This is a genomic window from Oricola indica (genome assembly GCF_965227485.1).
Taxonomy (GTDB): Bacteria; Pseudomonadota; Alphaproteobacteria; order Rhizobiales; family Rhizobiaceae; genus Oricola; species Oricola indica.
The window spans coordinates 2,168,826-2,194,906 of record NZ_OZ245747.1; the positions used below are offsets into that span (position 1 = coordinate 2,168,826).

Annotated in this window: 25 protein-coding genes; 12 read left to right on the plus strand and 13 right to left on the minus strand. The window is 64.8% G+C overall.

Going from position 1 to position 26,081, the window contains the following annotated elements; translation table 11 throughout:
• The first annotated feature begins 7 nt into the window (after window positions 1-7).
• The 6 genes from ACQK2M_RS10925 to ACQK2M_RS10950 all read left to right on the plus strand — a co-directional run bounded on the left by ACQK2M_RS10925 (window position 8) and on the right by ACQK2M_RS10950 (window position 5,667).
• On the plus strand, window positions 8-637 hold the full coding sequence (locus ACQK2M_RS10925) for a precorrin-8X methylmutase (protein WP_425417830.1): 630 nt from the start codon (window positions 8-10) through the stop codon (window positions 635-637).
• Window positions 634-1,836 carry a precorrin-6y C5,15-methyltransferase (decarboxylating) subunit CbiE gene (gene cbiE, locus ACQK2M_RS10930; RefSeq protein WP_425417831.1) on the plus strand — a complete coding sequence of 401 codons (1,203 nt, stop codon included), beginning with the start codon at window positions 634-636 and terminating at the stop codon, window positions 1,834-1,836. Before ACQK2M_RS10925 ends, cbiE begins: the two co-directional genes overlap by 4 nt.
• Entirely contained in the window at window positions 1,833-2,573 is a 741-nt protein-coding gene (gene cobI, locus ACQK2M_RS10935) for a precorrin-2 C(20)-methyltransferase (RefSeq protein WP_425417832.1), read from the plus strand. The genes cbiE and cobI overlap by 4 nt, the downstream gene beginning before the upstream one ends.
• A complete protein-coding gene (gene cobJ, locus ACQK2M_RS10940; protein ID WP_425417833.1) occupies window positions 2,563-4,398 on the plus strand; it encodes a precorrin-3B C(17)-methyltransferase in 1,836 nt (611 codons plus the stop codon). Before cobI ends, cobJ begins: the two co-directional genes overlap by 11 nt.
• Window positions 4,395-5,168 carry a precorrin-4 C(11)-methyltransferase gene (cobM, locus tag ACQK2M_RS10945; protein WP_425417834.1) on the plus strand — a complete coding sequence of 258 codons (774 nt, stop codon included), beginning with the start codon at window positions 4,395-4,397 and terminating at the stop codon, window positions 5,166-5,168. The genes cobJ and cobM overlap by 4 nt, the downstream gene beginning before the upstream one ends.
• Window positions 5,169-5,370: 202 nt before the next feature.
• Complete coding sequence (locus ACQK2M_RS10950; RefSeq protein ID WP_223475426.1) at window positions 5,371-5,667, plus strand: hypothetical protein; 297 nt, start codon at window positions 5,371-5,373, stop codon at window positions 5,665-5,667.
• Between the two features lie 13 nt (window positions 5,668-5,680).
• On the opposite strand, the gene ACQK2M_RS10955 is transcribed toward ACQK2M_RS10950, so the two are convergent.
• Together ACQK2M_RS10955 and ACQK2M_RS10960 are read right to left on the minus strand one after the other, a co-directional pair.
• Window positions 5,681-6,574 (minus strand): DMT family transporter, encoded by an 894-nt coding sequence (locus tag ACQK2M_RS10955; RefSeq protein WP_425417835.1) that lies wholly within the window; start codon window positions 6,572-6,574, stop codon window positions 5,681-5,683.
• Window positions 6,575-6,591: 17 nt separating this feature from the next.
• Window positions 6,592-7,791, minus strand: a complete 1,200-nt coding sequence (locus ACQK2M_RS10960; RefSeq protein WP_425417836.1) for a multidrug effflux MFS transporter — start codon at window positions 7,789-7,791, stop codon at window positions 6,592-6,594.
• A gap of 388 nt (window positions 7,792-8,179) precedes the next feature.
• On the opposite strand from ACQK2M_RS10960, the gene ACQK2M_RS10965 reads away from it, so the two are divergent.
• Window positions 8,180-9,127 (plus strand): LysR substrate-binding domain-containing protein, encoded by a 948-nt coding sequence (locus ACQK2M_RS10965; RefSeq protein WP_425417837.1) that lies wholly within the window; start codon window positions 8,180-8,182, stop codon window positions 9,125-9,127.
• Here ACQK2M_RS10965 and ACQK2M_RS10970 read toward each other — a convergent pair.
• The 3 genes from ACQK2M_RS10970 to ACQK2M_RS10980 all read right to left on the minus strand — a co-directional run bounded on the left by ACQK2M_RS10970 (window position 9,069) and on the right by ACQK2M_RS10980 (window position 12,070).
• Window positions 9,069-10,178 (minus strand): alpha/beta hydrolase, encoded by a 1,110-nt coding sequence (locus ACQK2M_RS10970; protein WP_425417838.1) that lies wholly within the window; start codon window positions 10,176-10,178, stop codon window positions 9,069-9,071. The two genes, ACQK2M_RS10965 and ACQK2M_RS10970, sit on opposite strands and share 59 nt — an antisense overlap.
• A gap of 90 nt (window positions 10,179-10,268) precedes the next feature.
• Window positions 10,269-10,952, minus strand: coding sequence for a cobalt-precorrin-6A reductase (locus ACQK2M_RS10975; protein WP_425417839.1), 684 nt, complete (start codon window positions 10,950-10,952; stop codon window positions 10,269-10,271).
• Window positions 10,949-12,070, minus strand: coding sequence for a cobalt-precorrin-5B (C(1))-methyltransferase (locus ACQK2M_RS10980; RefSeq protein WP_425417840.1), 1,122 nt, complete (start codon window positions 12,068-12,070; stop codon window positions 10,949-10,951). Before ACQK2M_RS10980 ends, ACQK2M_RS10975 begins: the two co-directional genes overlap by 4 nt.
• A 59-nt stretch (window positions 12,071-12,129) precedes the next feature.
• Here ACQK2M_RS10980 and cobA point away from each other — a divergent pair, with 59 nt between their 5' ends.
• From cobA to cbiB, 4 genes are read left to right on the plus strand one after another with little or no spacing between them, the layout of a single operon-like run.
• Complete coding sequence (gene cobA / locus ACQK2M_RS10985) at window positions 12,130-12,969, plus strand: uroporphyrinogen-III C-methyltransferase (protein WP_425420021.1); 840 nt, start codon at window positions 12,130-12,132, stop codon at window positions 12,967-12,969.
• Window positions 12,966-14,255, plus strand: coding sequence for a cobyrinate a,c-diamide synthase (locus ACQK2M_RS10990; protein WP_425417841.1), 1,290 nt, complete (start codon window positions 12,966-12,968; stop codon window positions 14,253-14,255). The genes cobA and ACQK2M_RS10990 overlap by 4 nt, the downstream gene beginning before the upstream one ends.
• Window positions 14,255-15,265: a threonine-phosphate decarboxylase CobD gene (cobD, locus tag ACQK2M_RS10995; RefSeq protein ID WP_425417842.1), complete on the plus strand. Its 1,011-nt coding sequence runs from the start codon at window positions 14,255-14,257 to the stop codon at window positions 15,263-15,265. Before ACQK2M_RS10990 ends, cobD begins: the two co-directional genes overlap by 1 nt.
• Window positions 15,265-16,242: an adenosylcobinamide-phosphate synthase CbiB gene (gene cbiB / locus ACQK2M_RS11000; RefSeq protein WP_425417843.1), complete on the plus strand. Its 978-nt coding sequence runs from the start codon at window positions 15,265-15,267 to the stop codon at window positions 16,240-16,242. The genes cobD and cbiB overlap by 1 nt, the downstream gene beginning before the upstream one ends.
• Here cbiB and ACQK2M_RS11005 read toward each other — a convergent pair.
• The 7 genes from ACQK2M_RS11005 to ACQK2M_RS11035 all read right to left on the minus strand — a co-directional run bounded on the left by ACQK2M_RS11005 (window position 16,235) and on the right by ACQK2M_RS11035 (window position 24,468).
• Complete coding sequence (locus ACQK2M_RS11005) at window positions 16,235-17,866, minus strand: ABC transporter ATP-binding protein (RefSeq protein ID WP_425417844.1); 1,632 nt, start codon at window positions 17,864-17,866, stop codon at window positions 16,235-16,237. The genes cbiB and ACQK2M_RS11005 overlap by 8 nt on opposite strands.
• Window positions 17,863-18,750, minus strand: coding sequence for an ABC transporter permease (locus ACQK2M_RS11010; protein ID WP_425417846.1), 888 nt, complete (start codon window positions 18,748-18,750; stop codon window positions 17,863-17,865). The genes ACQK2M_RS11005 and ACQK2M_RS11010 overlap by 4 nt, the downstream gene beginning before the upstream one ends.
• A gap of 1 nt (window position 18,751) precedes the next feature.
• Window positions 18,752-19,696, minus strand: coding sequence for an ABC transporter permease (locus tag ACQK2M_RS11015; protein ID WP_425417847.1), 945 nt, complete (start codon window positions 19,694-19,696; stop codon window positions 18,752-18,754).
• Window positions 19,697-19,775: 79 nt separating this feature from the next.
• Window positions 19,776-21,260 carry an ABC transporter substrate-binding protein gene (locus ACQK2M_RS11020; protein WP_425417849.1) on the minus strand — a complete coding sequence of 495 codons (1,485 nt, stop codon included), beginning with the start codon at window positions 21,258-21,260 and terminating at the stop codon, window positions 19,776-19,778.
• A 131-nt stretch (window positions 21,261-21,391) separates the two neighbouring features.
• Window positions 21,392-22,246, minus strand: coding sequence for a pantoate--beta-alanine ligase (panC, locus tag ACQK2M_RS11025; protein WP_425417850.1), 855 nt, complete (start codon window positions 22,244-22,246; stop codon window positions 21,392-21,394).
• Complete coding sequence (gene panB / locus ACQK2M_RS11030; RefSeq protein WP_425417851.1) at window positions 22,243-23,085, minus strand: 3-methyl-2-oxobutanoate hydroxymethyltransferase; 843 nt, start codon at window positions 23,083-23,085, stop codon at window positions 22,243-22,245. The genes panC and panB overlap by 4 nt, the downstream gene beginning before the upstream one ends.
• A 111-nt stretch (window positions 23,086-23,196) precedes the next feature.
• On the minus strand, window positions 23,197-24,468 hold the full coding sequence (locus ACQK2M_RS11035) for an acetylornithine deacetylase/succinyl-diaminopimelate desuccinylase family protein (protein WP_425420022.1): 1,272 nt from the start codon (window positions 24,466-24,468) through the stop codon (window positions 23,197-23,199).
• A 183-nt stretch (window positions 24,469-24,651) separates the two neighbouring features.
• Here ACQK2M_RS11035 and ACQK2M_RS11040 point away from each other — a divergent pair, with 183 nt between their 5' ends.
• Window positions 24,652-25,083 (plus strand): L,D-transpeptidase, encoded by a 432-nt coding sequence (locus ACQK2M_RS11040; protein WP_425417852.1) that lies wholly within the window; start codon window positions 24,652-24,654, stop codon window positions 25,081-25,083.
• 35 nt (window positions 25,084-25,118) lie between these two features.
• On the opposite strand, the gene ACQK2M_RS11045 is transcribed toward ACQK2M_RS11040, so the two are convergent.
• A complete protein-coding gene (locus tag ACQK2M_RS11045) occupies window positions 25,119-26,081 on the minus strand; it encodes a lipid A biosynthesis lauroyl acyltransferase (protein WP_425417853.1) in 963 nt (320 codons plus the stop codon).

Consider the following 26,081-nt stretch of genomic DNA (forward strand, 5'->3'; position numbering starts at 1 on the left):
CCTTCCGATGCTGGACTATCTGCGCGACCCGGCGGCGATCTATCGCGAGAGCTTCGCCACCATCGAGCGCGAGGCGGAGATTGCGCGCTTCGGCGCGGATGAGCGCGCCGTCGCCATCCGGATGATCCATGCGTGCGGCATGACCGATCTTGCCGACGATATCGTGATTTCGCCGAGTGCGGCGGAGGCCGGAAGGCGCGCGCTTGCCGAGGGCGCGGCGATCATATGTGACGTCGAGATGGTGCGGCGCGGCATCATCCGCAGCCGCCTCACTAAGGACAATGCGGTGCTGTGCGAGGTTGGCGGTGAGTCTGCCCGCGCGACGGCGAAAGAAATCGGCTCGACCGTTTCCGCCGGCGGGATCGAGGTGCTCGAGGGCCGCATTGCCGGCAGCGTCGTGGTGATCGGCAACGCACCAACCGCCCTTTTTCACCTGCTCGAGATGCTGGGGCGGGGCGCAGCGGCGCCGGCTCTGATCATTGGCTGCCCGGTCGGGTTCGTCGGCGCGGTCGAGAGCAAGGAAGCGCTGATCGGGCATCGACCCGAGGTACCATTCATCACTGTGCGCGGTCGGCGAGGCGGATCGGCCATCGCAGCCGCTGCTTTGAACGCCCTTGCCGGAGGCAACCAGACATGACCGCGCCATGGCTGCATATCATCGGCATCGGCGAGGACAGCATGGCCGGCTTGTCGGCCGAGGGACGGCGGCTGGTCGAACAGGCCGAGGTGATCGTCGGCGGAGACCGGCATCATTCGCTGGCGCCGAACGTTGCCGCGGAGCGGATCGCATGGCCGTCGCCCTTCGACGCGATGATCGAAGAGATCAGGCGGCACAAGGGGAGGCGGGTAGTCGTGCTGGTGACGGGCGATCCTCTGTGGTTCTCCGTCGGCGCGAGAATACTCAAGGGCATCCCGCGCGAGGAGATCGTCTTCCACCCTCAATTGTCGGCGTTCCAGTTCGCCTCCTGTCGCATGGGCTGGTCGCTCGCCGATGTCGAAACGCTGACCGTACATGGCCGCGCGGCCGAACAGATCGTGCCGTGGTTTGCCCCGGGCGTGCGGATGCTGCTTCTGACCAAGGACCGGACATCGCCGGAGACTGTCGCGAAGCTCCTGACAGCGCGCGGCTACGGGCCGTCGAGGCTGACCGTTCTGGCCGCGCTTGGCGGACCGAACGAGGCCCGTTTCGAGGGCGTCGCCGAAGGCTGGACCCCCGAGGTGCCTGATTTCCACGTATTGGCCGTCCAATGCGTCGCGGGCCCGGACGCTCAAATCCTGCCGCGTACCGGCCTGCCGGACGATGTATTCGTCCATGACGGCAAGATCACCAAGCGCACCCAGCGCGCGCTGGCGCTGTCCAAGCTGGTGCCGGTGCGTGACGGCGTTCTCTGGGATGTCGGCTGCGGTTGCGGTTCGGTTGCCATTGAATGGATGCGCGCCGGCCGCGAGGCGCGCGCAATCGGCATCGAGCCGCAGGAAAAACGCCGCGCCATGGCCGAGGAAAACGCGCTTCGGCTCGGCGCGCCGAAATTGAAACTTATCGACGGGACCGCCCCGGATGCGCTTGCCGGCCTGCCGGCGCCCGATGCGGTGTTCATCGGTGGCGGTATTTCACGCGAAACGATCGCGGCATGCGTGGATGCACTGAAACCGCATTGCAGGCTCGTCGCCCATGCGGTGACGCTGGAAAGCGAAGCGGTCCTGTTGTCGGCCTTTGAAGAATTTGGCGGCGAGTTGCAGCGCATCGCGGTGGAAACGGCCGAGCCGGTCGGTCCTTTCAAGGGGTGGAAGCCTTCGATGGCGGTCGTTCAGTGGGCATGGGTCAAGCGATCATGAGGGGCACACTTTACGGGCTCGGCGTCGGGCCGGGCGATCCGGAACTGCTGACGCTGAAAGCGCATCGCATCCTGAAGGAAGCGCCGGTCGTCGCCTATCCAGCGCCTGACAGCGGCGAGAGTTTCGCGCGCGCCATCGTTGCCGAAACGCTCTCACCCTTCCAGCACGAGATTCCGATTATTGTGCCGATGCGCACGCAGCGTTTCCCGGCGGCTGAAATCTATGACGAAGCGGCAAGCGAAATCGCGGCGCATCTCGATAAGGGCCACGACGTGGCGGTCCTGTGCGAAGGCGATCCCTTCTTCTACGGCTCTTTCATGTACCTCTTCGAACGGCTCGGCGGCGACTATCCGACCGAGATCGTTCCCGGCGTTTCCTCCGTCATGGCCTCGGCCGCGGCGCTGCGGCGGCCGATCGCCGCGCGAAACGATGTCCTGACGGTCATCCCGGGACCTTTGCCGGACGCCGAAATGGAAGCCCGCATCGGCGCTGCCGACGCAGTCGCGATCATGAAGGTCGGGCGTCACCTCGCGCGCATCCGTTCGGTGATCGAAAGGATGGGCCTGCTGGCCGATGCCGGATATTGCGAGCGGGTGAGCCTTCCGGAGGAAAAAATCCTGCCGCTTGAATCCGTTACGGCCGACACCGCACCCTATTTCTCGATGATCCTGATCTACAAGGGCGCGGAGGACTGGATCCGCGCGCTTCCTGCCGGAAAGCCCCCCGATGTCCGCTGAACCCCTGTCGCCCGCCATCGTCATCCTGAGCGATGCGGCGATGCCTGTCGCCGAGACCATCCGCAACACGACCGGCGGGGTGATCCATGCGGCACGCCGGCGTGTGGCGCCTGCGGATGGCGTCGTGCTGTTCGACGATACGAAAGCGCATATGCAGGCGCTGTTCCTCGATCGCGTGCCGATCGTCGCTGTGATGGCGTCGGGCGCGGTCATCCGCATTCTCGCGCCGCTCCTGGCGGCAAAGCGGGAGGAGCCGCCGGTGATCGCTGTCGCCGAGGACGGGCATACATCCGTTCCGCTGCTTGGCGGCCATCATGGCGCGAACCGCATGGCCGAGGAGATTGCCTTCGCGCTTGGCGGCATGGCGGCGATAACGACAGCCGGCGACCTGCGCTTCGGGGTGGCGCTGGATGCCCCGCCCGAGGGGTATGCGCTCGCCAATCCGGAGGCCGCGAAAGACGTGATGGCGGACCTGCTCGTCGGCGCGGATGCCGTGCTGGACGGCGAGGCGCAATGGCTATCCGGGAGCGGCCTGCCGCTGGCGGGCAATGGCGCGGTGACGCTCAGCGTGACCGACCGGCTCCGTGCGCCCGGCGACCGCGAACTGGTCTACCATCCAAGCCGTCTGGCATTGGGACTCGGTTGCGAACGCGGCTGCGATCCGGAGGAAGCCTGGGCACTCGCGCGCGAAACGCTGGCCGATGCCGGGCTTGCCGAACAGGCGGTGGGCGTTGTCTGCTCGCTTGACCTGAAGGCGGACGAGGCGGCCGTCCATCGCGTCGCAAGCCAATTGGGCGTTCCAGCCCGGTTCTTCGACGCCGTGACGCTGGAGGCGGAGACCGCGCGCCTCGCCAATCCGTCGGATGTCGTTTTTACCGAGGTCGGATGCCACGGCGTGGCCGAAGGCGCGGCGCTGGCGGCTGTCGGGCCACAGGGCGAACTGATCGTCGAAAAGAAGAAATCCGCCCGCGCCACATGTGCGGTCGCGCGCGCGCCGCAACCTCTGCTCGTCGATGTTCTGCCGGGCCGGGCGCGCGGCACGCTCTATGTCGTCGGCATCGGGCCTGGTTCGGAGGGGTGGCGCTCACCGGAAGTCAGCCGCATGGTCGGCGCGGCGACCGATCTCGTCGGCTACTCGCTCTATCTCGACCTTCTGGGTCCCCTTGCGACGGGGCGAAAGCGGCACGATTTCGATCTCGGCAAGGAGGAGGACCGCGTTCGTCACGCCATGGAACTGGCCGGCGAGGGCAAGGATGTCGCGCTGGTCTGCTCGGGCGATGCCGGTATCTACGCCATGGCGACGCTGGTCTTCGAACTGATCGACAAGAAAGGCGTAAGCGATGCGGCGCGTCGCATCGCGATCCAGGTCTCGCCGGGTATTTCCGCGCTCCAGGCCGCCGCCGCGCGGGCCGGTGCACCGTTGGGGCATGATTTCTGCACGATCTCGCTGTCGGACCTGCTGACGCCTTGGGAGGACATCCAGCGCCGTGTGCGCGCGGCGGGCGAGGGCGATTTCGTCGTCGCCTTCTACAATCCGGTCTCGCGCAAGCGCCGCACCCAGCTTGCCTGGGCGCGCGACGAATTGCTGAAGCACCGTCCGGCAGAGACGCCGGTCATCCTGGCCACCAATCTGGGGCGCGAAGGTGAGCAGGTACGCATCGTGCAGCTCGGAGAGCTGAACGTCGATGATGTCGACATGCTGACCGTTGTCGTCGTCGGCTCCTCCGACAGCCGGACGGTGGCAACCGGAGACGGAAAAAGCTGGGTCTACACGCCACGCGGCTACTCCGGGAAGACCGGCACGAAAATGGGGACAGTGGAATGACCGTCTATTTCATCGGTGCCGGACCGGGCGCTCCGGACCTGATCACGGTGCGCGGGCTTCGCCTGATCGAGCGCTGTCCTGTCTGCCTTTACGCCGGTTCGCTGGTTCCCGAGGAGATCGTGCAGGCTGCACCATCGGATGCGAAGGTCATGGACACCGCGCCGATGCATCTCGACCAGATCGTCGAGGAAATGCGGGTCGCCCATGAGGCCGGAAGGGACGTGGCGCGGGTGCATTCGGGTGACCCGTCGATTTACGGTGCCGTCGCCGAACAGATGCGCCGCCTCGATGCGCTCGGTATCGACTACGAGGTCGTACCCGGCGTTCCGGCCTTTGCGGGGGCGGCGGCAAAGCTGAAGACGGAACTGACCCTGCCGGAAATCGCGCAGACGATCATCGTCACCCGCACCGGCATGAAGGCGTCATCGATGCCCGAGGGCGAGCAACTGGAGGTGCTGGGCCAATCGGGCGCGACGCTCGCCATCCACCTGTCGATTCGCAATCTCGACTATGTCCGCAGGTCGCTGGAGCCCTATTACGGGGCGGATTGTCCCGTCGTGATCGCCTATCGCGCGACATGGCCGGATGAACTCTATATCCGCACCACGCTCGCCGAAATGCGCGAGCATGTGCGCGAGGCCAAGATCACCCGTACCGCGCTGATCTTCGTCGGCAAGGTGTTCGGCGAGGCCGAATTCCGGGATTCGGATCTCTACAATTCGGACTTCTCGCATGTGCTGCGCAACCGCGGGAAGAAAAAGGCGGGTTGAGTGCGATTGACGGGTGTCATTGGAGGTCTGGCGCATTGTCGACATCTTGAGCGCCTAGATCGTGGCCGGGCGCGGCATGGGACGATGTGCGGTTCGGCATGCGCTATTGCGCCGATTTTGAGAAGCTCGCCATCGAAGGTGGCCCAGACTGGATCGGAAGCGGTCTCAAGGCGTTTCCCATCCTCATGAAAGGAGTATCATCATGACCATCAAGGAAACCGTCGCGGAACTGCGCGAGAAAATGGAAGAGCTGCAGCACCGGGTCGCCGCCAAGGCGGCTGAGTTCCGTACCGACGAGCGCGTGCCGGCCGAACATCGCGCTCGCATCGATTCCATGCAGGCGCAGGCCGGCGCGGTGAAGGAACGGCTGCCGGGCGAGGAAGGCTCGGCGTGGGACGCCATCAAGGAAGAGGTCAAGCGCGACATGGATGCGCTCGCTCGCGATTTCGAGCACACCGTCTCCTATATCGACAATCACTATCGCGAGCAGGACAAGTAGGGCCGAGCGGTTTTCAGGCGGCGAAGATCAGGCTGGAACCGGCGATCACGAGGAGTGCGCCGAGCCAGGCCATCGCCGCCGGACGTTCGCCGGTCCTGATCCAGATCAGCGGCAGGATCCATGCGGGCGTGGTCGACGACAGCGTCGCGACGATGCCAACCTTGCCGCCGGATAGCGCGAACAGCACCAGCGTCATGCCGATTCCCATAGCGGCGATGCCGGAAACGCCGATCAGCACTGCGGTGCGCATCGTCAGTTTCGCCTTGGCCTGAACCTGCCTGATGCCGGTCGCCATCAGCAGCGAAAGGCAGACCACGGCGACCATCACGCGCAGCGCGGAAGCCGATGCCGGATCGACCCCGGTCTCCATGACCGGTCGCGCGATCAGCGAACCCACCGACTGGCACAAGGCCGCTGCGAGGCCGAGGGCCACGCCGACGGCGAGCGATCCCTTGACGGATTCCCACGTGTCGAGTTGCGAGCGGCGTTTGCCGAAGACGATGGCGAGGATCACGCCCGCAAAGACGATGGCGATGCCGACGATCTTCTGGGCAACGATTGTTTCGCCGAGAAACAGCCAGCCGAGGACGGCCGAAAAGGGCGCATTGGTCGAGAACAGGATGTTCGAGCGGCGCGGCCCCATCCGGTTCATGGTCAGGAACAGGCAGGTATCGCCAAGAAAGATACCGATGAAGCCGGACAGCGCCAGCGGCAGGAGATGCTCAGGCTGAAGCGTGCGCCAGCCACCGGTGGCCGCCACGAACATCGCCAGCATCACCAGCACGATCGCCATGCGTATCCGGTTGAAGGCGATTGCGCCAAGCTGGGAGGACGGCCCGGCGGCGATGACCGCCGAGAACGCCCATGTCATTGCCGCGGCGAGGGCCGCCAGTTCGAATGCGCTCATTCAGTCGCGCCTCACGATCAGGCGGGGGCGCCGGTTTGCGGCGCGGCGCGCAGCGTGACGACCGCCAGCGTCGCCGCGACGACCGCGCAAAGCGCGATGGAAGCCACCATTGGAAGCGACGTGCCGTCGAAGAACGGAGCGGTCGCGACAATCATGACGCCGCCGGACACCATCTGCAGCGTGCCGCCGAGCGAGGAGGCGAGACCTGCCTTGTCACCGTGGTCGTCCAGCGCCATGACCATGACGGGAGCCATGACGAGGCCGAAAAAGGCATATCCGATGAAGAGCATGCCCATCAGAACTGCGAGCGAATCCTGTCCGGCCAGCGTCAGCGCGAGCAGTATCAGCGCGGTAATCGCGAAGCCGCTGGTGGCGATCAGAATCATGCGGGTCATGCCGAACCGGTCGCCGAGCGTCGGTGCGACCTGCGACGCGCCGAAGAAGCCGATGGCATTGACCGCGAAGGCGAGGCTGAACTGCACGGAACTCAGCCCGTACTGGCCGGTATAGACAAAGGAAGCGGTCGACAGGAAGACGAAGAAACTCGCCATGCCAAAACCGCCGATCAAAGTCAGGCCGATGAATTTCGGATCCGTCAGCAAAGTGCGCATGCCGGCGAGCAGCAGGCGCGGGCGCACCGGCACGCGCTTTTCGGCGGGCAGGGTCTCGGGCAGCTGTGTCGCGGTCAGGATCATCGACAATATCGCGGCGCCGGCCAGCACCTCGAAGATCAGCCGCCAGCCCGACAGCGCGATCAGGCCGGAGCCGGCGAGCGGCGCGAGCATCGGCGAAACGGAGATCACCAGCATGATGAGTGCCATCATGCGTGTTGCCTGACTGCCGGTATAGAGATCGCGGACGATGGCGCGGGGCACGACCATAACCGTCGCGGCGCCCATCGCCTGGACGAAGCGGCCGGCGGCGAGCCATCCGATCGTGGGTGCCCAGGCACAGGCAAGCGAGCCGACGATGAAAATCCCCAGACCGATAAAGATCGGTGCCTTGCGACCAATCCAGTCCGCCAGCGGGCCATAGACGAGCTGGGCCACGCCGAAGGCGATGAAATAGGCGGTCAGTGTCGTCTGGGTCGCCGCGATGGTGGTTTCCAGATCGTCCGCAATCACCGGCAGGGCGGGCAGATACATGTCGATGGCGAACGGGCCGACCCAGGCAAGCAGGCCTAGGACGATAGCCGAACGCAAAAATCCGGGCTGCATGAGAGCCTCCGAAAAAAGAAAATCGAGTGTGTGGGTAATGGCCGCGCCGGCGGCTAAGCGCCGCAGCGCTACCTACATCGAATTTTTTACGGAGACCAGAGCCGGTCACGGAAAACCGCGTTCTCCTGTCATGCCCTGACGGCCGGGGCCGTCAGGCTTTTCTGTTTCGCGCGGTGCCGAAAGGTAGGTCCGCGAGCTCATCCGGGCTCATGCCTCGGATCGCCGGATGCGAAAGCGGATCGCATCCGCAGGTGGTGGTGTTGGCCGCTCGCGGTGCGGGTCGCCAGTGGGTGAGTATGTAGATAAGCTTCATCATGCTTGGCGTTATGCGCCTGAATATAATGCAAAGAAATCGACATCTTCTCCATTATGATTTAGAAAAACTGAAATGAGAAACTTGAACAGGGTGCATGTCACGAGCCTCCGCGCAGTGGAAGCTGTCGGCAGGTTGGGCAATCTCGCGGCGGCCGCGGATGAGCTTGGCGTGACGCCGGGCGCTGTCAGCCAGCAGGTCCAGCGCGCCGAGGAGGCGCTCGGCCGGTCGCTGTTTTCACGCGAGGCGAAGGGGTTGCGCCTGACGCCGCTCGGTGTGGAGGTCTGCGAAAGACTGACCGCCGGCATGCGCGAACTGTCGCGCGGCGTGGCGCTGGCCGAGCGCCGCGCGCATGGCGTCCTGACGATCTCGATCGCCCCGATCTTCGCTTCGAAATGGCTTGTCTGGAAGCTCGACGGATTCCGCAAGATCGATCCTGGTATCCGTGTGCGTATTGACGCCGATGTCGGTCTGGTCGATCCGAACACAGCCGATGTCGATGCCTGCATTCGCGTCGGCAGGGGGAAATATCCGGGCGTGAAGGCCGAGTGGATGCTGGACCAGGAGGTCTTTCCGGTTTGCAATCCGCGACTCGCGCAAAGCCTGAAGAAGCCCTCGGACCTGGCAACTGTGCCGATCATTCGCGATCGATACGCGATGTTCGAATGGGATGTCTGGCTGAAGCCGAACGGGCTGGACGCGTCGATCCTCGGCGAAGGGCCGGTTTATTCCGATGGTGCGCTTGGCCTCGATGCGGCGATCGCCGGGCAGGGCGTCTTTCTCGCCTGGGAGCCGCTGGCGAGCTATGCGCTCGCCTCGGGCCAGGCGGTCGCGCCGTTTCCCGACCGCTATCCGACCGGCGAATCCTACTGGTTCGTCACCGGCGAGACGGCGCGCGGAAACCCTCATGTGACGCGGTTTCGCGATTGGCTGACCGCGGAACTGCAATCCTCGGTCGGCGGCATCAGCGGACGCCCGCAGCCTTCGCTGGAAGATACACGACGCCCGCCAGAAGATCGCTGAGATTGCCGAGCGCGGTGTCGATGGAGGTTTCGCTGTTCAGCGAATCGCGTCCGAGAAGTCCGCTCTGCGCCAGATCGATCAGAACGGGAGAGGATGCGAATGTGCTGTGGTTCAGCGAACGTCGGCCGGCACCCTGTTCCGAAAGGTCGATTACCGCGATTCCGTTTTTGCGGAGCGCGTCGATATCGACACCTTCGCCGACGCGCGGATGGCCGCCGCGAACGCGGTTTGAAAGGTTGAGAGCGCGGTCCTTGCTGGAGACCATCACCGCGAAGGAAGAGGGCATCGGGTCGATTTGCGATACCTGCTGCCAGAAGACATCGACGTCGATATCCGGCGCGGCAAGCAGAACGGCGTCGATGCGGCGGAGCAGTGCCTTGTCGCCGGAGATCGAGATCTCGTGCAGGGCCTCCATCGTCAGGAGCGCCCCCATCGAATGCCCCAGGATAATGATCCGGTCGGCCTTGCTGCCGGCGAGGAGACGCAGCGTCTTGACGAGGCTGCCGCGCGCGAACTGGGCGCTGTCGCGGTCGTAGAGATAGAGCGGCGTCTTGCCGGCGGACGGCCAGGAGAAATTCACGGCCGCGGCGTCGATCTTGTAGTCGTGCAGAAACTGCGCCTGCCGGTAGACGCCTTCGGCGAAGTCGGTGTTGAACCCGTGAACGAAGACGAATGCAGTCCTTTCACCGGGCGAGAATTCGAGCAGACGCTCATCGAGCCGCGAAACGAATCCGGGCGCCGTCAGATCCCGGTCGACCGCGACGGCGGCGAACTGGCGGGAGAAATCCGGCTTGCGCGTGGGCATCGGCAGCGTTCCCGCCTCGCGCTCGGGCGGAACGGAGACCGTGATCTCGGCGAAACCGAGGACGTCGGAGCGGCCTCCGGAATACACCACGAGCGGATCGTCGCTCGGCGCGCGTGCGGTGGCGACAAAGATATCCTCGGTCACCAGTGGGGCTGTCGCGCCTGTCACCAGCGGGAGCAATTCCGGCCCGGAAGCGCATCCTCCGAGAAAAAGCGCCATGACCATGAATGCGAATTTACGCTTCATCCCGTGTCGTCCGATTGCCGATGCATCAGCGCTAGCGGATCGCCGGAAAATCGGCAAGCGGGTGCGCGGGGTTGAGCCGCCAGCCACCGATCACGTTTCCTGACGGTTGACCATGATCACCGGCAGGCCGAGGGCGCGTGCGGCCTCGATTTTCGCGTAAGCGCCGCTGCCGCCGGAATTGCGGCAGACGATGTGGGTCACGCGATGTTTTGTGAGAAGGGCTGCTTCCTCTCCAGCGGCCGCGCCGGGCAGGCCGATGACCAGGTCATGATCGGGCACGGCGAGCGGCGTTTCCGGCGGATCGACCATGCGGACGATGAAATGCACATCCGCGCGATCGGTAAAAGGAGCGATATGCTGGCGCCCGAGCGCCAGCAGGGCACATGCCCCGGCAGGGATCGCGTCGCGCGCTTCCTCCAGCGATGCGACCTCGATCCAATTGTCGTCGGGCTCCCGCCGCCATGGCGGGCGCATGCGCGTTTCGAGCCGCACACCGGCCTGTTGCGCCGCGCGCTTCGCGTTTTGCGAAATGGCTGTCGCGAAGGGGTGCGTAGCGTCGATCAGCCGCGTCACCTGTTGCGCGCGCATATAATCCGCCAGCCCCTCCGCGCCGCCGAAGCCGCCGATGCGTACCTCGCCCGCGACCGGTTTTGGCTCGCGCGTGCGCCCTGCAAGCGAGGTCACCACGCGCCAGTCCGGATGATCGCGAACCAGTTCCGCCGCCAGTGTTGCGGCCTCCTTCGTTCCGCCAAGGATCAGGATCGTCTCCGTCATGCGAAATCCGTCCTCGCGAGGATGTTGCCCTTGCGGTCGGTGACGATGACCTCCACCGCGACAGGCGCGCCGCGAAGCGTTTCAATCGCGATCGCGCGTGCCCGTTCCGCGATAGGGGCGGCGAGGTCGATGTCGTTTTCCGTTGCCAGTTCAAGGGCTTCCTGTGCCGTGTTGGCAGATTGAATCCGTGCGCCTTGCGCCGGATCCAGTCTGGCGTTCAGCGCCTCGGCCAGAAGGAAGTCCATGTCGACCTGGCTGCGGCCCGAATGCAGGTCCAGCGCGCCTTGCGCCATTTTTGTCAGCTTGGCGAAACCGCCGGCAATCGTGAGCTTCGGCACGGGGTGGGCGCGCAGATATTTCAGTAGCCCGCCCGCGAAGTCACCCATATCGAGCAATGCGGTCTCCGGCAGGCCGTAGATCGCCTGCGCTGCCGCTTCGGATGTCGAACCGGTCGCGCCGAGCACGTGGTCGAGGCCTTCCGCGCGGGCGACATCGATGCCGCGATGAATGGAGTGGATCCAGGCCGAGCACGAAAAGGGGTGCACGATGCCGGTCGTGCCTAGGATCGAGATGCCGCCGAGAATGCCGAGGCGCGGGTTCCACGTCTTGGCGGCGAGGGCGTCGCCGCCCGGCACCGAGATGGAAATCTCGATATCCGGGGCGATCCCGTGTTCCGCGCAAAGCGCCTCCACCTCGGCCGTCATCAATTGTCGCGGAACCGGATTGATCGCCGGTTCGCCTGGCTGGATGGGGAGGCCGGCCTTTGTCACCATGCCGACGCCGTCGCCAGCGCGAAAAGAGATGCCGGTTCCAGGCGCAGCGTGCGAGATGCGGGCGATTATGGTCGCGCCATGCGTGACATCCGGATCGTCTCCGGCATCCTTGACGATGCCGACCTCTGCGAAATTCTCGCCGAGCGTCTCGTGCGCCAGCGGGAAGGCGGGTGTCTCGCCCTTTGGCAGGGTTATGGAGACAGGGTCGGGAAACTGCCCGGTCAGAAGCGCGGTGAGCGCGGCCTTGGTGGCGGCGGTGGCGCAGGCGCCCGTCGTCCAGCCGCGCCGGAGCGGTCCGCCCGGCTTGCGGGGTGTCGCACCGATTTCGGCTTTGCCCGTGACCATGGCGGTCTTATAGGTGACGGAATGACGGCGCGAAAGCGGGAAGGAACGAGAGCGTGAGCATGGAGGTCATGGACGGATTGCCCCGGTTCGAGGCTGGCCATGTCTGGCTCGTGGGCGCGGGGCCGGGCGATCCCGGCCTTTTGACGCTTCATGCGGTGAACGCGCTGAAACAGGCCGACGTGATCGTGCATGACGCGCTGGTCAATGCCGAGTGCCTCGCGCTGGCCGGGCCGGGCGCGGTGCTCGAATATGCGGGAAAACGCGGCGGCAAGCCGTCGCCGAAACAGCGGGACATTTCGCTGCGCCTTGTCGAACTTGCCAGGGCGGGCAAGCGTGTCCTGCGCTTGAAGGGCGGCGATCCCTTCGTGTTCGGTCGTGGCGGCGAGGAGGCGCTGACGCTGGTCGAGCATGGTGTGCCCTTTCGCATCGTGCCCGGCGTGACGGCGGGAATCGGCGGGCTTGCCTATGCCGGTATCCCGGTCACGCATCGCGAGACCAACCACAATGTCACCTTCCTGACCGGGCACGACGCGACCGGCGTCATGCCTGACGCGATCGACTGGGCAGGCGTGGCGCGGGGTTCTCCGGTCATCGTCATGTATATGGCGATGAAACATATCGGCACGATCTCCGCGCGCCTGATCGCCGAGGGGCGCTCGCCGGAGGAGCCGATGGCCTTTGTCTGCAATGCGACGACGGCGCAGCAGCAGGTACTTGAAACGACGCTTGCGCGCGCAGAAGCGGACGTGGCGGGCGCGGGTCTTTCGCCGCCGGCCATTGTTGTCGTCGGCGAGGTCGTGCGCATGCGCGCGGCGCTCGACTGGCTCGGCGCGCTGAACGATGGCCGTGTGCTCCAGAGCGATCCGCTCGGGAATCGGTCCAGGGACCGGTCGGCATGAGAGGATTTCTCGTCGCCGCGCCGCATTCCGGCTCGGGCAAGACGACGGTAACGCTCGGGCTGTTGCGCGCGCTGCGTGACCGAGACCTGCGTGCCGTCTCGGCCAAGGCCGGGCCGGACTATATCGATCCGGCCTTCCATGCCGCGGCGACCGGCGAGGACTGCGTCAATCTCGATCCCTGGGCGATGCGGCCGGCGCTGCTTCGGTCTTTGTCCTGGCGCTTTCTCGGCGCCGGCGACATCGCCGTGGTGGAAGCCATGATGGGGCTCTTCGACGGAGCGGCGGACGGGACGGGAAGCGCGGCGGACCTCGCTGCGGCGCTGCGACTGCCCGTTATCCTCGTCATCGACGCGTCGCGCATGGCGCACTCCGTTGCGGCTCTGGTGAAAGGCTATCGCGATCATCGCCCCGACGTGCCGTTTGCGGGTGTCATCCTCAACCGTGTCGGCAGTCCGCGCCATGAGACGATGCTCCGCGCGGCACTGGAGGAGGCGGACATCCGTGTCTTCGGCGCTGTCCCGGGAGACAGCGCGCTGAGCCTGCCGTCGCGCCATCTCGGGCTGGTACAGGCCGGAGAGCACGAGGCGCTGGGAGATTTCATCGCCCGGGCCGCCTCGATGGTCGGAGACAATTGCGACATGGACGCGCTCATGGCGCTCGCCACGGAGCCGAACGAGCCGCGCGACGCGGCCGAACTGCCGCCGCTCGGCCAGAGGATCGCGGTCGCGCGCGACGAGGCGTTCGCCTTTGCCTATCCGCATCTTCTGACCGGCTGGCAGCGGCAGGGAGCGCAGCTTTCTTTCTTCTCGCCGCTCGCCGATGAGGGGCCTGAGCCGGACGCCGACGCGGTGTTCCTGCCGGGGGGCTATCCGGAACTGCATGCCGGCCGGATCGCGGCGGCGGCGACATGTCTCGACGGGCTGCGCATGGCGGCCAATCACGGCAAGCCGGTCTATGGGGAATGCGGTGGTTACATGGTGCTCGGCGAGGGTCTGATCGACGCCGACGGCGAAAGACATGCCATGGCGGGACTGTTGCCGGTCGTAACCAGCTATGCGCAGCGCAAGCGCCATCTCGGCTACCGCCGGCTGCAGCCGCTTGGCGGCTCGCCATGGGCCCTGCCGCTCACCGCGCACGAGTTTCATTATTCGTCGCTCGTATCGGAAGGCGAGGGCGAGCGGCTTTTCGCGGTCCGCGACGCGCGCGGCGAAGACCTTGGCGAGGCAGGGCTTCAGCGCGGCTCCGTCTGCGGGTCCTATATGCACGTAATCGACAGGGCGGACTGATGGAGACGATCCGGCATGGCGGCGCGCTGGACCGCGCCATCGCGACATATGGCGGCGAGCGGGGCGCCTGGCTCGACCTGTCGACCGGGATCAACCCCGTTGCCTATCCAATACCCGAGTTGGATGCCGCAATCTGGCAGCGCCTTCCCGACGAGAGCCAGATGGAAGACTGCCTGCAGGCGGCGCGGGAGTATTACGGCATTCCGCAAGAGGCCGGAATCCTCGCCGCGCCGGGTACGCAGGCGATCATCCAGTGGCTTCCCCTCCTGTTCAACTATCTCGACCGGGTATCGATCGTCTCGCCGACCTATGGCGAGTATGCGGGCGTGTTTCGCATGACCGGCGTCTCGGTCGCGACGCCCGGCGGCTTGCCGGACGAGCCCGATGCGACGGACCTGCTCGTCGTCGGCCAGCCGAACAACCCGGACGGGCGGACGTGGCCGGCGGATGCGATCCTGCCCTTCGCCTCCGGCCGTCGCGTCGCCATTGTCGATGAGGCGTTCGCCGACTTCGCGCCGGAGCATTCCATTGTTTCGCGGACCGGCGGGCGGGGTCTCATGGTGCTGCGCTCCTTCGGCAAGTTCTTCGGGCTTGCCGGCGTTCGGCTTGGTTTCGCGATTGGAGACCCTGACGTAATCGCTGCGCTACAGACAATGATCGGGCCCTGGGCCGTGCCGGGCCCGGCGCTCGCCATTGGTGCGCGCGCATTCCGCGATCGGGACTGGATCGCCGACACGCGGTCGCGGCTTGAAACCGACAGCGCGCGCCTTGCCGCGATGCTGGAACGGCACGGTTTCACCCTCATCGGGCGTACCGGCCTGTTCGTCACCGCGCGTCACGCGGCGGCGGGACGGGTCGCGGATGCCCTGGGACGTCGCCATATCCTTGTTCGGGAATTCGACCACGACGCCGAGTGGATGCGCTTCGGATTGCCGGGGATGGACCATGAATTCGCCCGGCTCGATTCCGCTCTTGCCGAAACGGCTGCGGCGATGCAGAACCCCGGGTAATGTTGGAAGCCAGCAGCCTTGCCATATTGCTCATTGCACTCATTCTGGACCGCCTGATCGGCGATCCCGACTGGCTGTGGTCTCGTGTGCCCCATCCGGTCGTGTGGTTCGGCAAGCTGATCGATCTTTTCGAGCGCAATTTCAACAATGAGGAGAGTTCGGGTTCGGCCCGTGCGCGCGCCGGTTTCCTGATCACACTCCTTCTGGTGGCATTCGCCGTCGTCGTCGGGCGCTGGCTCGACCTGCTGCTTGGCTGGACCGGGGTTGCCGGTCTCGTCATCGAGACGCTTGTGGTGATGGTCCTGCTGGCGCAGAAATCGCTCGTCGTGCATGTGCGTGCCGTGCAGACGGCATTGCGCGAAGAGGGCCTTGAAGGCGGCCGGAACGCCGTGTCGCAGATCGTCGGACGCGATCCGGAAACGCTCGACGACTCTGGCGTTGCGCGGGCGAGCATCGAGAGTTTGGCGGAAAACGCCTCTGACGGCGTGATCGCGCCGGCCTTCTGGTACGCGCTGTTCGGGTTGCCCGGCCTGTTCGCCTACAAGCTCATCAATACGGCGGATTCGATGATCGGGCACCGCAATGAACGCTATCTCGCCTTCGGGCGCGCTGCCGCGAAGCTGGACGATGTCGTCAACTGGATCCCGGCGCGGCTCTCCGGCATCCTCATCGCCATTGCCGACGGAAGCCTGCGCGGGCTGAAACGGGCGCGCCGGACCTTCGCGGTGACCTTCCGCGACGCGCGGCTGCACCGTTCGCCTAATGCCGGCTGGCCGGAAAGCGCCATGGCTGCGGCGACGGGCGTGGCGCTTGGCGGGCCGCGCAGCTATGGCGGCGAAATCACCGACGATCCCTATCTCAACGTCGCGGGCCGGCACTTCGTGTCCGAAAAGGATATTGGCGTGGCAATCGCGGTCTTCTGGCGAAGCATGACGATTCTGGCGGCTCTGGTGGCGATACTCGCCATTCTCATGTGATTTTCGCAGAGCGCCGCTCAATGGCCCGCTTCAGGTCGGGCGCGGCGGCGATCAGGCGTTGCGTGACTTCCGAGGCTGGACGGTCGAGCACATCAACCGTCCTTCCCGTCTCCACGATCTTTCCGTGATCCATCACCAGCACGTCATGCGTGATGGCGCGCGCGACCGTCAGGTCATGGGTGATGAACAGGAAGGCGAGGCCGAGATCGTCGTTCAGCTTGGCGAAAAGATCGAGGATCTGGGCGCGGATCGACACGTCGAGCGCGGAGACCGGCTCGTCGGCGACGACCAGTTTCGGCCGGGTGATGATGGCGCGCGCGATGGCGAGGCGCTGGCGCTGGCCACCGGAGAATTCGTGCGGGTACTTGTCCATGTCGGAGGCCTGCATGCCGACCTCGACCAGCGCTTCCGTCACCCGGTCCCGCTTCTCTGACCGTCCCATCCGCTCATCCATCAGGTGCAGCGGTTCTGCGACTGACGAAAGGACCTTCTGGCGCGGGTCGAAGGAGCCGTAAGGGTCCTGAAAAACGACCTGCATCTCACGGCGCGCCGGTCGCAGGGCGTGCTCGTCCAAAGACGAGGTCTCCATTCCGTCGAAACGAATTGCGCCCGATGTCGGGCGGTCGAGCGCGAGAATCATGCGCGCAAGCGTTGACTTGCCGCAGCCCGACTGCCCGACCAGCGCCACCGAATGGCCGGAGCGGATCGAAAAGGAGACCCCGTCGACCGCGCGCACCGGTTCGCCGCGCGAGAAGAACCCGGTGCGATGGCCCGGAAAATGGCGCGCCACATTGTCCAGTTCGAGCAGGCGGTTGTCGCCATCGGGCGGTGTCTGTGCGTTCGCCCAAGCCGGTACGTGAACGGAGGCTTCGGCAAGGCGCTTCGTGTAGGGGTGCTTCTGCTCGCGCAGCACCGTGGCGGTTTCCCCGGCCTCCTGCACCGCGCCGTGGCGCAGGATCGTGATGCGGTCGGCCATGTCGGCGACGACGCCGAGGTCGTGGCTGATCAGGACTAACCCCATGCCGTTTTCCTCGACGAGGCTACGCAGCAGGTCGAGGATCTGTTTCTGCAGGACGACGTCGAGCGCCGTCGTGGGTTCGTCGGCGATCAGCAGCTTCGGATGCAGCGCGCAGGCAATGGCGATGACAACGCGCTGGCGCTGGCCGCCGGACAGTTCGTGTGGATAGCGCGAAAGCGGAAACCGGTTTTGTGGCAGGCCGACACGCTCGAGCATGTCGCGGGCGCGAGCCTCGGCCTCCGCGCGGCTTACGCGGCGATGGAACCGGATGCCTTCAGCGACCTGCTCTCCAATGGTCTTGACCGGATTGAGCGCGGTCATCGGTTCCTGGAAGACCATACCGATATCGTCGCCGCGCAATTCGCACATGCGTTCCTCGGAGGCGGTCAGCAAATCCTCGCCGTTGAAGCTGATGCGTCCGGCGGGTCGCGCCGCGTGCGGCAGGAGGCGCATCACCGCCTGAGCGGTCATCGACTTGCCCGACCCCGATTCTCCGACCAGTCCGACCACCTCGCCGGCCTTCACCGTCAGGTCGATGTCCCTGAGGATCGGTGTGTCGCCGATGGCCAGCGACAGATTGGCTATGTCGAGGACGGGTGCGCTCATCGCTGGCGCCGCAATCTGGGATCGAGCACGTCCCGCAGTCCGTCGCCAAGCAAGTTCAGCCCGAGCACGGTGATGATGATCGCAAAGCCCGGCACGATCGCCATGTGGGGTGCGATGGTCATCATGGTCTGCGCCTCGAACAGCATGCGTCCCCAACTGGGCGCGGGCGGCTGCGTGCCGAGGCCGACATAGGAAAGGCCGGCTTCGGCCAGGATGCCAAGCGAGAACTGGATCGTGCCCTGTACAAGCAGGAGATTGGCGATGTTCGGCACGATGTGCTGCACCGTGATCAGCCCGGCGCGCTTGCCCGACGCACGGGCGGCGAGGATGAATTCGCGCGGCCACAGCGCCAATGCTCCGCCGCGCGCGACGCGGGCGAAGACGGGAATGTTGAAGATGCCGATGGCGATGATCGCATTGATCGCGCCGGGTCCGAAGATCGCGGTGATCATCACCGCCGATAACAGCGCGGGAAAGGCGAAGACGATGTCGGAGGCTCGCATCAGCACCTCGTCCACCACACCGCGTTTCGCCGCGGCGTAAGTTCCGAGCGGGACGCCGATGGCAATGCCGATACCCACCGCGATCAGCGCGACGGCGATGGAATTGCGCGAGCCGACCATGATCATCGACAGGATGTCTCGGCCGAAATGGTCGGTGCCCAGAAGGTGTGTTGAGGAGAGGCCCTGCAACCGGTCTGCGATTACCAGTTTCGTCACGTCGTAGGGCGTCCAGACGACGGAGACCAGCGCGACGGCAATGACGAACAGGGTGATGACCGCGCCGGCCAGGAAGGAGCGATTGGCGAGCGCCTTGCGGATGAACCGCCGCCAGTCCTCGTGCTCGGTGGCGACCAGTTCGCCTTCGATACCGCCATTCGCCATGTCAGCGCCGCCTCAGGCGCGGATCCGCCCAGGCATAGGCGAGATCGACAAGGAAATTGACGATGACGACGGTGGCTACCAGCAGGACGACGACGCTTTCCACGACGATCAGGTCGCGCTGGGTGATCGCCTGGAACACGAGGCGGCCGAGGCCGGGCAGGTAGAACACGTTTTCGATGATGATCGTGCCGGCCAGCAGGAAGGAGAATTGCAGGCCGAGGATCGTCAGGACCGGGATCAGCGCATTGCGCAGCGCATGCCGCCACAACACCGCGTTGGCCGGCAGGCCCTTGGCGCGGGCGGTGCGGATATAGTCCTCGCTCATCACGTCGAGGAGGGCGGAGCGGGTGACGCGCGCGAGGATGGCGGCCTGGGGCAGGGCGAGAGCGATGGCCGGCAGGAGCAGGGCGGAAAGCGCGGTCCAAAGGCCGGCGTCCCAGCCGGGAAAGCCGCCGGCCGGAACCCAGCGCAGCGCGACCGCGAAGACATAGACCAGCAACAGCGCGAACCAGAAATTGGGAATGGCGATGCCGAGCTGAGTTGCTGCCATGACGCCGGTGTCGGCTGCGGTCCCGCGGCGCGCGGCGGAGAAGATGCCGACGGGCAGCGCGATGGCCGTCGACAGGAACAGCGCCATCACGGCGAGCGGCAGCGATACGACGAGGCGGTCGCGGACGAGATCGATGACGGGCACGGAGTAGGTGTAGGACCGGCCGAAATCACCGGTCAGCAGACCGCCGATCCAGGCGAAGTAGCGAGGTATGAGCGGCTGGTCGAGGCCCATTTGCTGGCGCAGCGCGGCGATCGCGTCCTCGGTTGCATTCATGCCGAGCATCAGCCGGGCCGGGTCTCCGGGCACGATCTCCAGAACCGCGAAGACGATGACGCTCGCCGCGAGAAGCGTGATCAGAACGATGAGGATGCGGCGCAGCGCGTAGGACAGCATGAGCAGAGATTAGCGGTCGCCGGGACCAAGAAAAAGGCGGGCACCGACTGCCCGCCTGTGTTTCTGAATGGCGACTGTCCTATTCGGTCCAGTGGACGGCGGACAGGTCGTTGGCCTGCAAGGGCGCATTGTGCCACAGACCTTCCAGCTTGGCGTCCCAGATGCCGATCTTTGGAAGCTCGAACAGGAAGCCGTTGACCGCGTCATTGGCGATGATTTCCTGCGCCTTCCGCAGGAGCGCATAGCGCGCATCCTCGTCCGAGGTGGCGTCGAGCTCGGCCATCACGGCGTTGAACGCGTCGGAGTGGTAGTCGAAATAATAGTCGTCGCGGGCATAGATGCCGATGTCGTTCGGCTCGGTATGCGAGACGATGGACAGGTCATAGTCCTTGCCCTTGAAAACCTGGTCGAGCCACTGGGCCCATTCGACAGGGATGATCTCCAGATCGATGCCGACATCGCGCAACTGGGCGGCGATGATCTCGCCGCCGCGCCGCGCATAGGCCGGCGGCGGCAATTTCAGCGTCGCCTTGAAACCGTCCGGATAGCCGGCCGCGGCAAGCAGCTCCTTCGATTTTTCCGGATTGTAGCGGTAGGTTTCGACGAGTTCGACATAGGCCGGGTTATGCGGCGCGAAATGCGTGCCGATCGGCGTGCCGAAACCGAACATCGCGCCGTCGATGATCGCCTGGCGGTCGAGCGCATGCGCGATGGCCTGACGGACTTCCAGCTTGTCGAAGGGTTCCTTACCATTGTTCGTCGAGAGGACCGTTTCTCCCTCGGTGGAGCCTATGACGACAGCGAAGCGCGGATCGCCCTCGAACTGCACGACCGCCTCCGGTGCGGGGAAGGACGGGAAGGCCTGGATGTCGCCGGCAAGCAGCGCCGCCGTGGCGGCTGCCGGGTCGGAGATGAAGCGATAGGTGACCTTGTCGAGCGCCACCGCTTCACCCCAGTAGTCCGGGTTTTTGACCAGTGTCGCGGACGATCCCTGTGCCCAGGTCTCGAATTTGAATGGACCGGTGCCGACCGGTTTTTCCTTGTTGGTCTTGGCCGATTCCGGCGCGACGATCACCGCGTCGCCCCAGCCCAGATTGTAGAGGAACGATCCCTGCGGCTGGCTCAGCGTCACCTTGACTGTCAGATCGTCGACGGCCTCGACCGAGTCGATGGCCGAGAACAGCGCCTTCTGCGCATTGGTCGAGTCGTCCGCACGGGCGCGGTCGAGCGTGAAGACCACGTCACCGGCGTCGAGCGCGGTGCCGTCATGGAAGGTGACGCCGTCCTGGAGCGTGAATGTGTAGGTCAGGCCGTCATCGGACACGGTCCAGCTTTCGGCGAGCGAGGGCAGAGCCGCTCCGTCGGGGCCGATGCGCGTCAGGCCCTGGAAAATGTTCTGGTAGACGATGTCGTCGATCGCGCCGGCCGCGCCCGCCGTCGGGTCGAGATGCGGCGGTTCCAGCTGGATCGCCAGCGTCAGGTCCGTGCGTGCGGCAAAGGCCGATGTCGTGAGTGCGAGCGCAAGCGCCGCACCGGCGAGAAGGGTAGTGGTCTTGGCTGTCATGTACGAACCTCCCGAGTATCGCTTCCGGATTTATACAGGACACGAGCGGCTTGTCAGCAATCGAATGTGCCGTCGCGGTCGCCTTGCCGGAACCCGGTACTGTCTGTCGGTCCGACGGAAAGCCGAAATGGTTACGTTCCGGGCAACACCGGCACGTTGTCGATCAGTCGGACATCGTCCATTTTTGCGGCGGCAAGAAGCCGCGCGGGGCGGTCCAGCGTCGTGATCGGGGCGAGGTCGTCCGCGCCGCGCAGTTCCAGATATTCGATGGATGCGAAGCCGGATGTTTCCAGCAATCCTATTGCGGCCTCGATTGAATCCTGCGGGTTCGCTCCCCGGGAGATCGCCTCGGCCGTCTGGACGAGCGCGCGTGGCAGCGCGACGGCCTTTTCGCGTCCCTCGGGCGACAGAAGGCGATTTCGCGAGGACATGGCGAGACCATCCGCCTCGCGGATCGTTGGACAGCCGATTACATCGATCGGAATGTCCAGGTCGGATGCCATGCGGCGCACGACCTGAAGCTGCTGGTAGTCCTTTTCGCCGAAATAGGCGCAATCCGCGCCCGTTTGCAGGAACAGTTTGCAGACGACGGTCGCGACGCCGTCGAAATGACCGGGTCGAAAGCTGCCGCACAGGGAATCGGTGATCCCGGAGACCGAGATCGTCGTTGCGAAACCTGCGGGATAGATCTCTTTGACGTCCGGCGCGTAAAGGATATCCGGCCCGATTTCTTCCAGGAGCGTGCGGTCGTCTTCCTCGGTGCGTGGGTACTTCTGGAGGTCGTTCTGGTCGTTGAACTGTTTCGGATTGACGAACAGCGTGACGATGACCTTGTCGCACTCGGCGGCTGCACGGCGAACCAGGCTCAGATGCCCCTCATGCAGCGCGCCCATGGTCGGAACTGCTCCGATCCGGAGGCCGTCCTTGCGCCATGCAGTGGCTTGCGCGCGCAGATCCGCGCGGCTGCGGACGATCTCGGGCTTCACGTGTCGTGGTCTCCAGCGGGCGATGTCTTGTCGGGAAACACGTGCTCGGGCGCCGGGAAGCTACGGTCACGCACCTCTCTTGCATATGCCGCAAGCGCCGTGTCCGCCGCTTCACCCAAAGTCGCGTAACGCTTGACGAATTTCGGCTTGAATGCCGTGAACATTCCGAGCAGGTCGTCGATTACGAGGACCTGGCCGTCGCATCCGGCTGACGCGCCGATTCCGATCGTCGGAATGTCGATCGCCCCGGTGATCTCGTCGGCGAGGCTTGCCGGTATCTTCTCCAACACGATGGAAAACGCGCCAGCTCGCGTGACAGCGATAGCGTCCTCGAGAACGCGCCGGGAATCCTCGCCCTGTCCCTGGGGCCGGTATCCTCCGAAGACTTTGACGGATTGCGGCGTGAGGCCGACATGGGCCATGACCGGAATGCCCCGGTGGACCAGAAACGCGATTGTCTCCGCCATGTGAACCCCGCCCTCCAGCTTCACCGCGTCCGCGCCGGTTTCGCGAATGATGGTCGATGCGTTGCGGAAAGCCTGCTCGGGTGTCTCTTCGTAGCTGCCGAACGGCATGTCGATGACCAGGAGCGCCTGCTTCACGCCCCGGCGCGCGGCCTTGCCGTGCATGATCATCATTTCGAGGGTCACTTCAGTCGTGGACTGGAGCCCGTGAAGGACCATGCCGACGCTGTCACCCACAAGGACAAGATCGCAGTGCCGGTCCGCGATTTCCGCCATCGGCGTCGTGTATGCCGTCGTGCAGACGATGGGCTCGCCGCCCTTTCGCGCGCGTAGGCCGGGGACGGTTATGGATGAGGCTTCGCGAGTAGCCGACAAAGCATTGCTTTCGTTGGACTGGAGTCGGCTTTGTCTATTCGGTCGCTGACTTTTGCGCAAGAAGCGGCAGGCCAAGCAACTGATATGTTACGGATTTTTCCTTCTATTGGACTATTCTGAAGCCAATCCGAGAAGCTCCTCGAGCGCCAGCGCCATGACCTGCGCCGATTGCACCATGTCGGCGATGCCGACCCATTCGTCGGGCCTGTGCGCGAGGTCGAGAATGCCGGGCCCGTAGGCGACGCAATCGTAAAGATGGCCGAGCCGGGCGATGTGCTTCTGATCGTAGGTGCCGGGCGAAATGACGTAGTCCGGCTCGCGGTCGAAGATCGTCTGGATGCCGTGCGCGACGGCCGTCGCCACAGGCGCATCCTTCTCGGTCATGAGCGGCATCACCTCCATGATGTCGCTGATCGTGTAGTCGAAGTTCGGCCGTGTCGCCTTCAGGTCGTCCAAAATGGCGAGAACCTCTCCCTTGACCTCGGAGATCGCCTCCTCGAGCAGGAAACGGCGGTCGATTGTCAGGCGGCAGGAATCCGGAACGTTGGGGGAGGGCAGGCCGGTGTAGTCGTCGGTCTGGCCGCCATGAATGGCGTTGATGTTCATCGTCGAGCGGCGCGCGCCTTCCGGAACGACGGGCATGCGGGTCTGCTTGGCGTCGAGGGCGGGAAACAGCTTTTCCTCGAAGGCGGCGAGCAGGGCGCCCATGTGCCGGACGGCGCAGTCGCCGAGGAACGGCATGGAGCCATGGGCGATCTCGCCCTTTGTTTCGATCTCCGCCCACCAAACGCCGCGATGGCCGAGGCAGACGCGATCCTTGTTGAGCGGTTCCGGAATGATGACGTGGTCGACGCGGGGTTTCGAGAAATAGCCCTTTCGCGCGAGGTGGGCGACGCCACCGAAGCCGCCGGATTCCTCGTCGACCGTGCCGGATATCTCGATGGCGCCGGCATAATCGGGATATTGCTCGATGAATGCCTCGACGGCGATGACCGAGGCGGCGAGCCCGCCCTTCATGTCGCATGCGCCCCGCCCATAGACACGGCCATCGCGCACGACGCCCTCGAACGGATCCACCGCCCAGCCGTCGCCCGCCTCGACCACGTCGATATGCGAATTGAAATGGACGCAGGGTCCGGGGCGTTTGCCCGCGCGGCGCGCGATGATATTGGTGCGCGGATAGCGGTCCGTATCGCCCGGCTCGCCTTCGCCGCGCACATATTCGATCTCGAAACCCGACTTTGACAGCCGTGCGCCGAGATATTCCGCGCAGGGCGTATAGGCTTCGCCGGGCGGATTGACTGTCGGAAAACGGATCAGGTCTCGGGTCAGCGAGACGAGTTCGTCTTCACGGCTCGCGATCGATTCCAGCATCGGTTTCATGGGACTCATTGATGACCAGAATTCGCCGCAGGGCAAGATCACACCGCGCGGGACATCCGCACAATCGCTGATGTCCCCGAAGTAACCCTTTGTTACAATCCCGATGTTATTTTGACCGAGGGGTAAAGGAAGGCTAGTGTTCGCTACAGGGGCGGCAGTCTTCGGAGTATAGGAGTAAGTCGAGTGAAACGTTTTCTCGCGAGCGTGGTCCTTGCGGCCGCAGTCGTCGTGTCGGGGGCAACTGCCAGTCTGGCGAACCGCCTCGTCGCGCATGTCGATATTTCCAGGCAAACCATGACTGTCAAGAAGGACGGGCGGACGCTTTACAACTGGCGGGTCAGCACCGCGCGCAAAGGCTACCGCACGCCGACGGGCAAGTGGAGCCCGACGCGCATGCACAAGATGTGGCACTCGCGTAAATACAACATGTCGCCGATGCCTTATTCGATCTTTTTCTATGGCGGATATGCCATCCACGGCACGAATGCGGTGAAAGCGCTCGGCAGGCCAGCATCGCATGGCTGCATTCGTCTGGATACCGGCAATGCCCGCAAGCTCTACCAGCTGACCAAGCAGGTTGGCCCACGCAACATGCGCGTCGTCATCACGCACTGAGCGGATTGACGAATGTCACAGACGAGGCCGGCTGTTCAGCCGGCCTTTTTCTTGCCCGTCGATCTCGATCGTGATGCTTCCCGGATGGCCCATCGACGGTGCGCCCACAGCCACTGGTCCGGATATTCGCGCACCCAGCGTTCGACGATATCGTTAAGCAACTGGGCAGAGGCGTTGATATCGATCTCCCCCTGCTCATTGCGTGGCAGTTCGATCGCTTCCTCGAGCTCGACACGAAAACGACCTCCGGGGAGGCGGACGCACCGGGCCGGATAAACGGGCACGTCGTATTGGCGCGCCAGTTTCGGGAGCAGCGGATTGGTTTTCACGGGGCGGCCAAAAAACGTGCCCGGGACGCCGCGATCGAATTTCTGATCGACCAGCACGCCCACGCTGCCGCCCTTGTCGAGCGCGCGCGCCAACCCCCAGGCAGCACCTGCCTTCGAGGGGACGAGATGTCCCATGGCCGTCCGACGCGCCGCGAGGAGGCGTTTGGCGACGTAGGGATTGTTGGGCGGGCGGAACAACGCCGTGACATCCAGGCCGTAGGTCGCCGCACAGACCGTCAGCAATTCGAAGTTTCCGGTATGGGCGGAGAAGAAGATGCAGGATTCGTTGCGGTCGTGAAGGCGCCTGAAGATCTCCTCTCCCTTGACCTCGATCAGGCCTTCCCCCGGTTGTTCCGGATCGTAGTCGATCAGGGATTCCAGATAGGCGTATTCCGCGCCGAGCCGGAAAAGACTGCGCCACGATTTGCGCGCAATATCCCGGATCTCGGCTTCGCTCTTTTCGGGAAAGGCCAGGCGCAGGTTTTCCAGTACCAATCCGTGGCGGCCGCTGATCGGGCCGAGGAGTTGGCCGAGCTCTGCACCGACCATGATGGCCTGGCGCGCCGGCAGAAGCCGTGCGATGGCGAGCAGGGCGAATACCAGTTGCGCGACCAGCCAGTACCGGACGCGGGCAACAACCTTCAGCGCGCCTAGAACGGATTTCCTCAT

What these genes read in the sequence shown, in the direction of transcription:
- ACQK2M_RS10960 (WP_425417836.1), bottom strand. Translation starts at nt 7,791, where the DNA reads ATGCAGCCCGGATTTTTGCGTTCGGCTATCGTCCTAGGCCTGCTTGCC.
- ACQK2M_RS11005 (WP_425417844.1), bottom strand. Translation starts at nt 17,866, where the DNA reads ATGAGCGCACCCGTCCTCGACATAGCCAATCTGTCGCTGGCCATCGGC.
- cobA (WP_425420021.1), top strand. Translation starts at nt 12,130, where the DNA reads ATGGAGGTCATGGACGGATTGCCCCGGTTCGAGGCTGGCCATGTCTGG.
- ACQK2M_RS11035 (WP_425420022.1), bottom strand. Translation starts at nt 24,468, where the DNA reads ATGAAACCGATGCTGGAATCGATCGCGAGCCGTGAAGACGAACTCGTC.
- ACQK2M_RS10955 (WP_425417835.1), bottom strand. Translation starts at nt 6,574, where the DNA reads ATGAGCGCATTCGAACTGGCGGCCCTCGCCGCGGCAATGACATGGGCG.
- cbiE (WP_425417831.1), top strand. Translation starts at nt 634, where the DNA reads ATGACCGCGCCATGGCTGCATATCATCGGCATCGGCGAGGACAGCATG.
- cbiB (WP_425417843.1), top strand. Translation starts at nt 15,265, where the DNA reads ATGTTGGAAGCCAGCAGCCTTGCCATATTGCTCATTGCACTCATTCTG.
- ACQK2M_RS11010 (WP_425417846.1), bottom strand. Translation starts at nt 18,750, where the DNA reads ATGGCGAATGGCGGTATCGAAGGCGAACTGGTCGCCACCGAGCACGAG.
- ACQK2M_RS10965 (WP_425417837.1), top strand. Translation starts at nt 8,180, where the DNA reads ATGAGAAACTTGAACAGGGTGCATGTCACGAGCCTCCGCGCAGTGGAA.
- ACQK2M_RS10980 (WP_425417840.1), bottom strand. Translation starts at nt 12,070, where the DNA reads ATGGTCACGGGCAAAGCCGAAATCGGTGCGACACCCCGCAAGCCGGGC.
- cobJ (WP_425417833.1), top strand. Translation starts at nt 2,563, where the DNA reads ATGTCCGCTGAACCCCTGTCGCCCGCCATCGTCATCCTGAGCGATGCG.
- cobM (WP_425417834.1), top strand. Translation starts at nt 4,395, where the DNA reads ATGACCGTCTATTTCATCGGTGCCGGACCGGGCGCTCCGGACCTGATC.
- cobD (WP_425417842.1), top strand. Translation starts at nt 14,255, where the DNA reads ATGGAGACGATCCGGCATGGCGGCGCGCTGGACCGCGCCATCGCGACA.
- ACQK2M_RS10970 (WP_425417838.1), bottom strand. Translation starts at nt 10,178, where the DNA reads ATGAAGCGTAAATTCGCATTCATGGTCATGGCGCTTTTTCTCGGAGGA.
- ACQK2M_RS10950 (WP_223475426.1), top strand. Translation starts at nt 5,371, where the DNA reads ATGACCATCAAGGAAACCGTCGCGGAACTGCGCGAGAAAATGGAAGAG.
- ACQK2M_RS10925 (WP_425417830.1), top strand. Translation starts at nt 8, where the DNA reads ATGCTGGACTATCTGCGCGACCCGGCGGCGATCTATCGCGAGAGCTTC.
- ACQK2M_RS10990 (WP_425417841.1), top strand. Translation starts at nt 12,966, where the DNA reads ATGAGAGGATTTCTCGTCGCCGCGCCGCATTCCGGCTCGGGCAAGACG.
- ACQK2M_RS10975 (WP_425417839.1), bottom strand. Translation starts at nt 10,952, where the DNA reads ATGACGGAGACGATCCTGATCCTTGGCGGAACGAAGGAGGCCGCAACA.
- ACQK2M_RS11045 (WP_425417853.1), bottom strand. Translation starts at nt 26,081, where the DNA reads ATGAGGAAATCCGTTCTAGGCGCGCTGAAGGTTGTTGCCCGCGTCCGG.
- cobI (WP_425417832.1), top strand. Translation starts at nt 1,833, where the DNA reads ATGAGGGGCACACTTTACGGGCTCGGCGTCGGGCCGGGCGATCCGGAA.
- ACQK2M_RS11020 (WP_425417849.1), bottom strand. Translation starts at nt 21,260, where the DNA reads ATGACAGCCAAGACCACTACCCTTCTCGCCGGTGCGGCGCTTGCGCTC.
- ACQK2M_RS11015 (WP_425417847.1), bottom strand. Translation starts at nt 19,696, where the DNA reads ATGCTGTCCTACGCGCTGCGCCGCATCCTCATCGTTCTGATCACGCTT.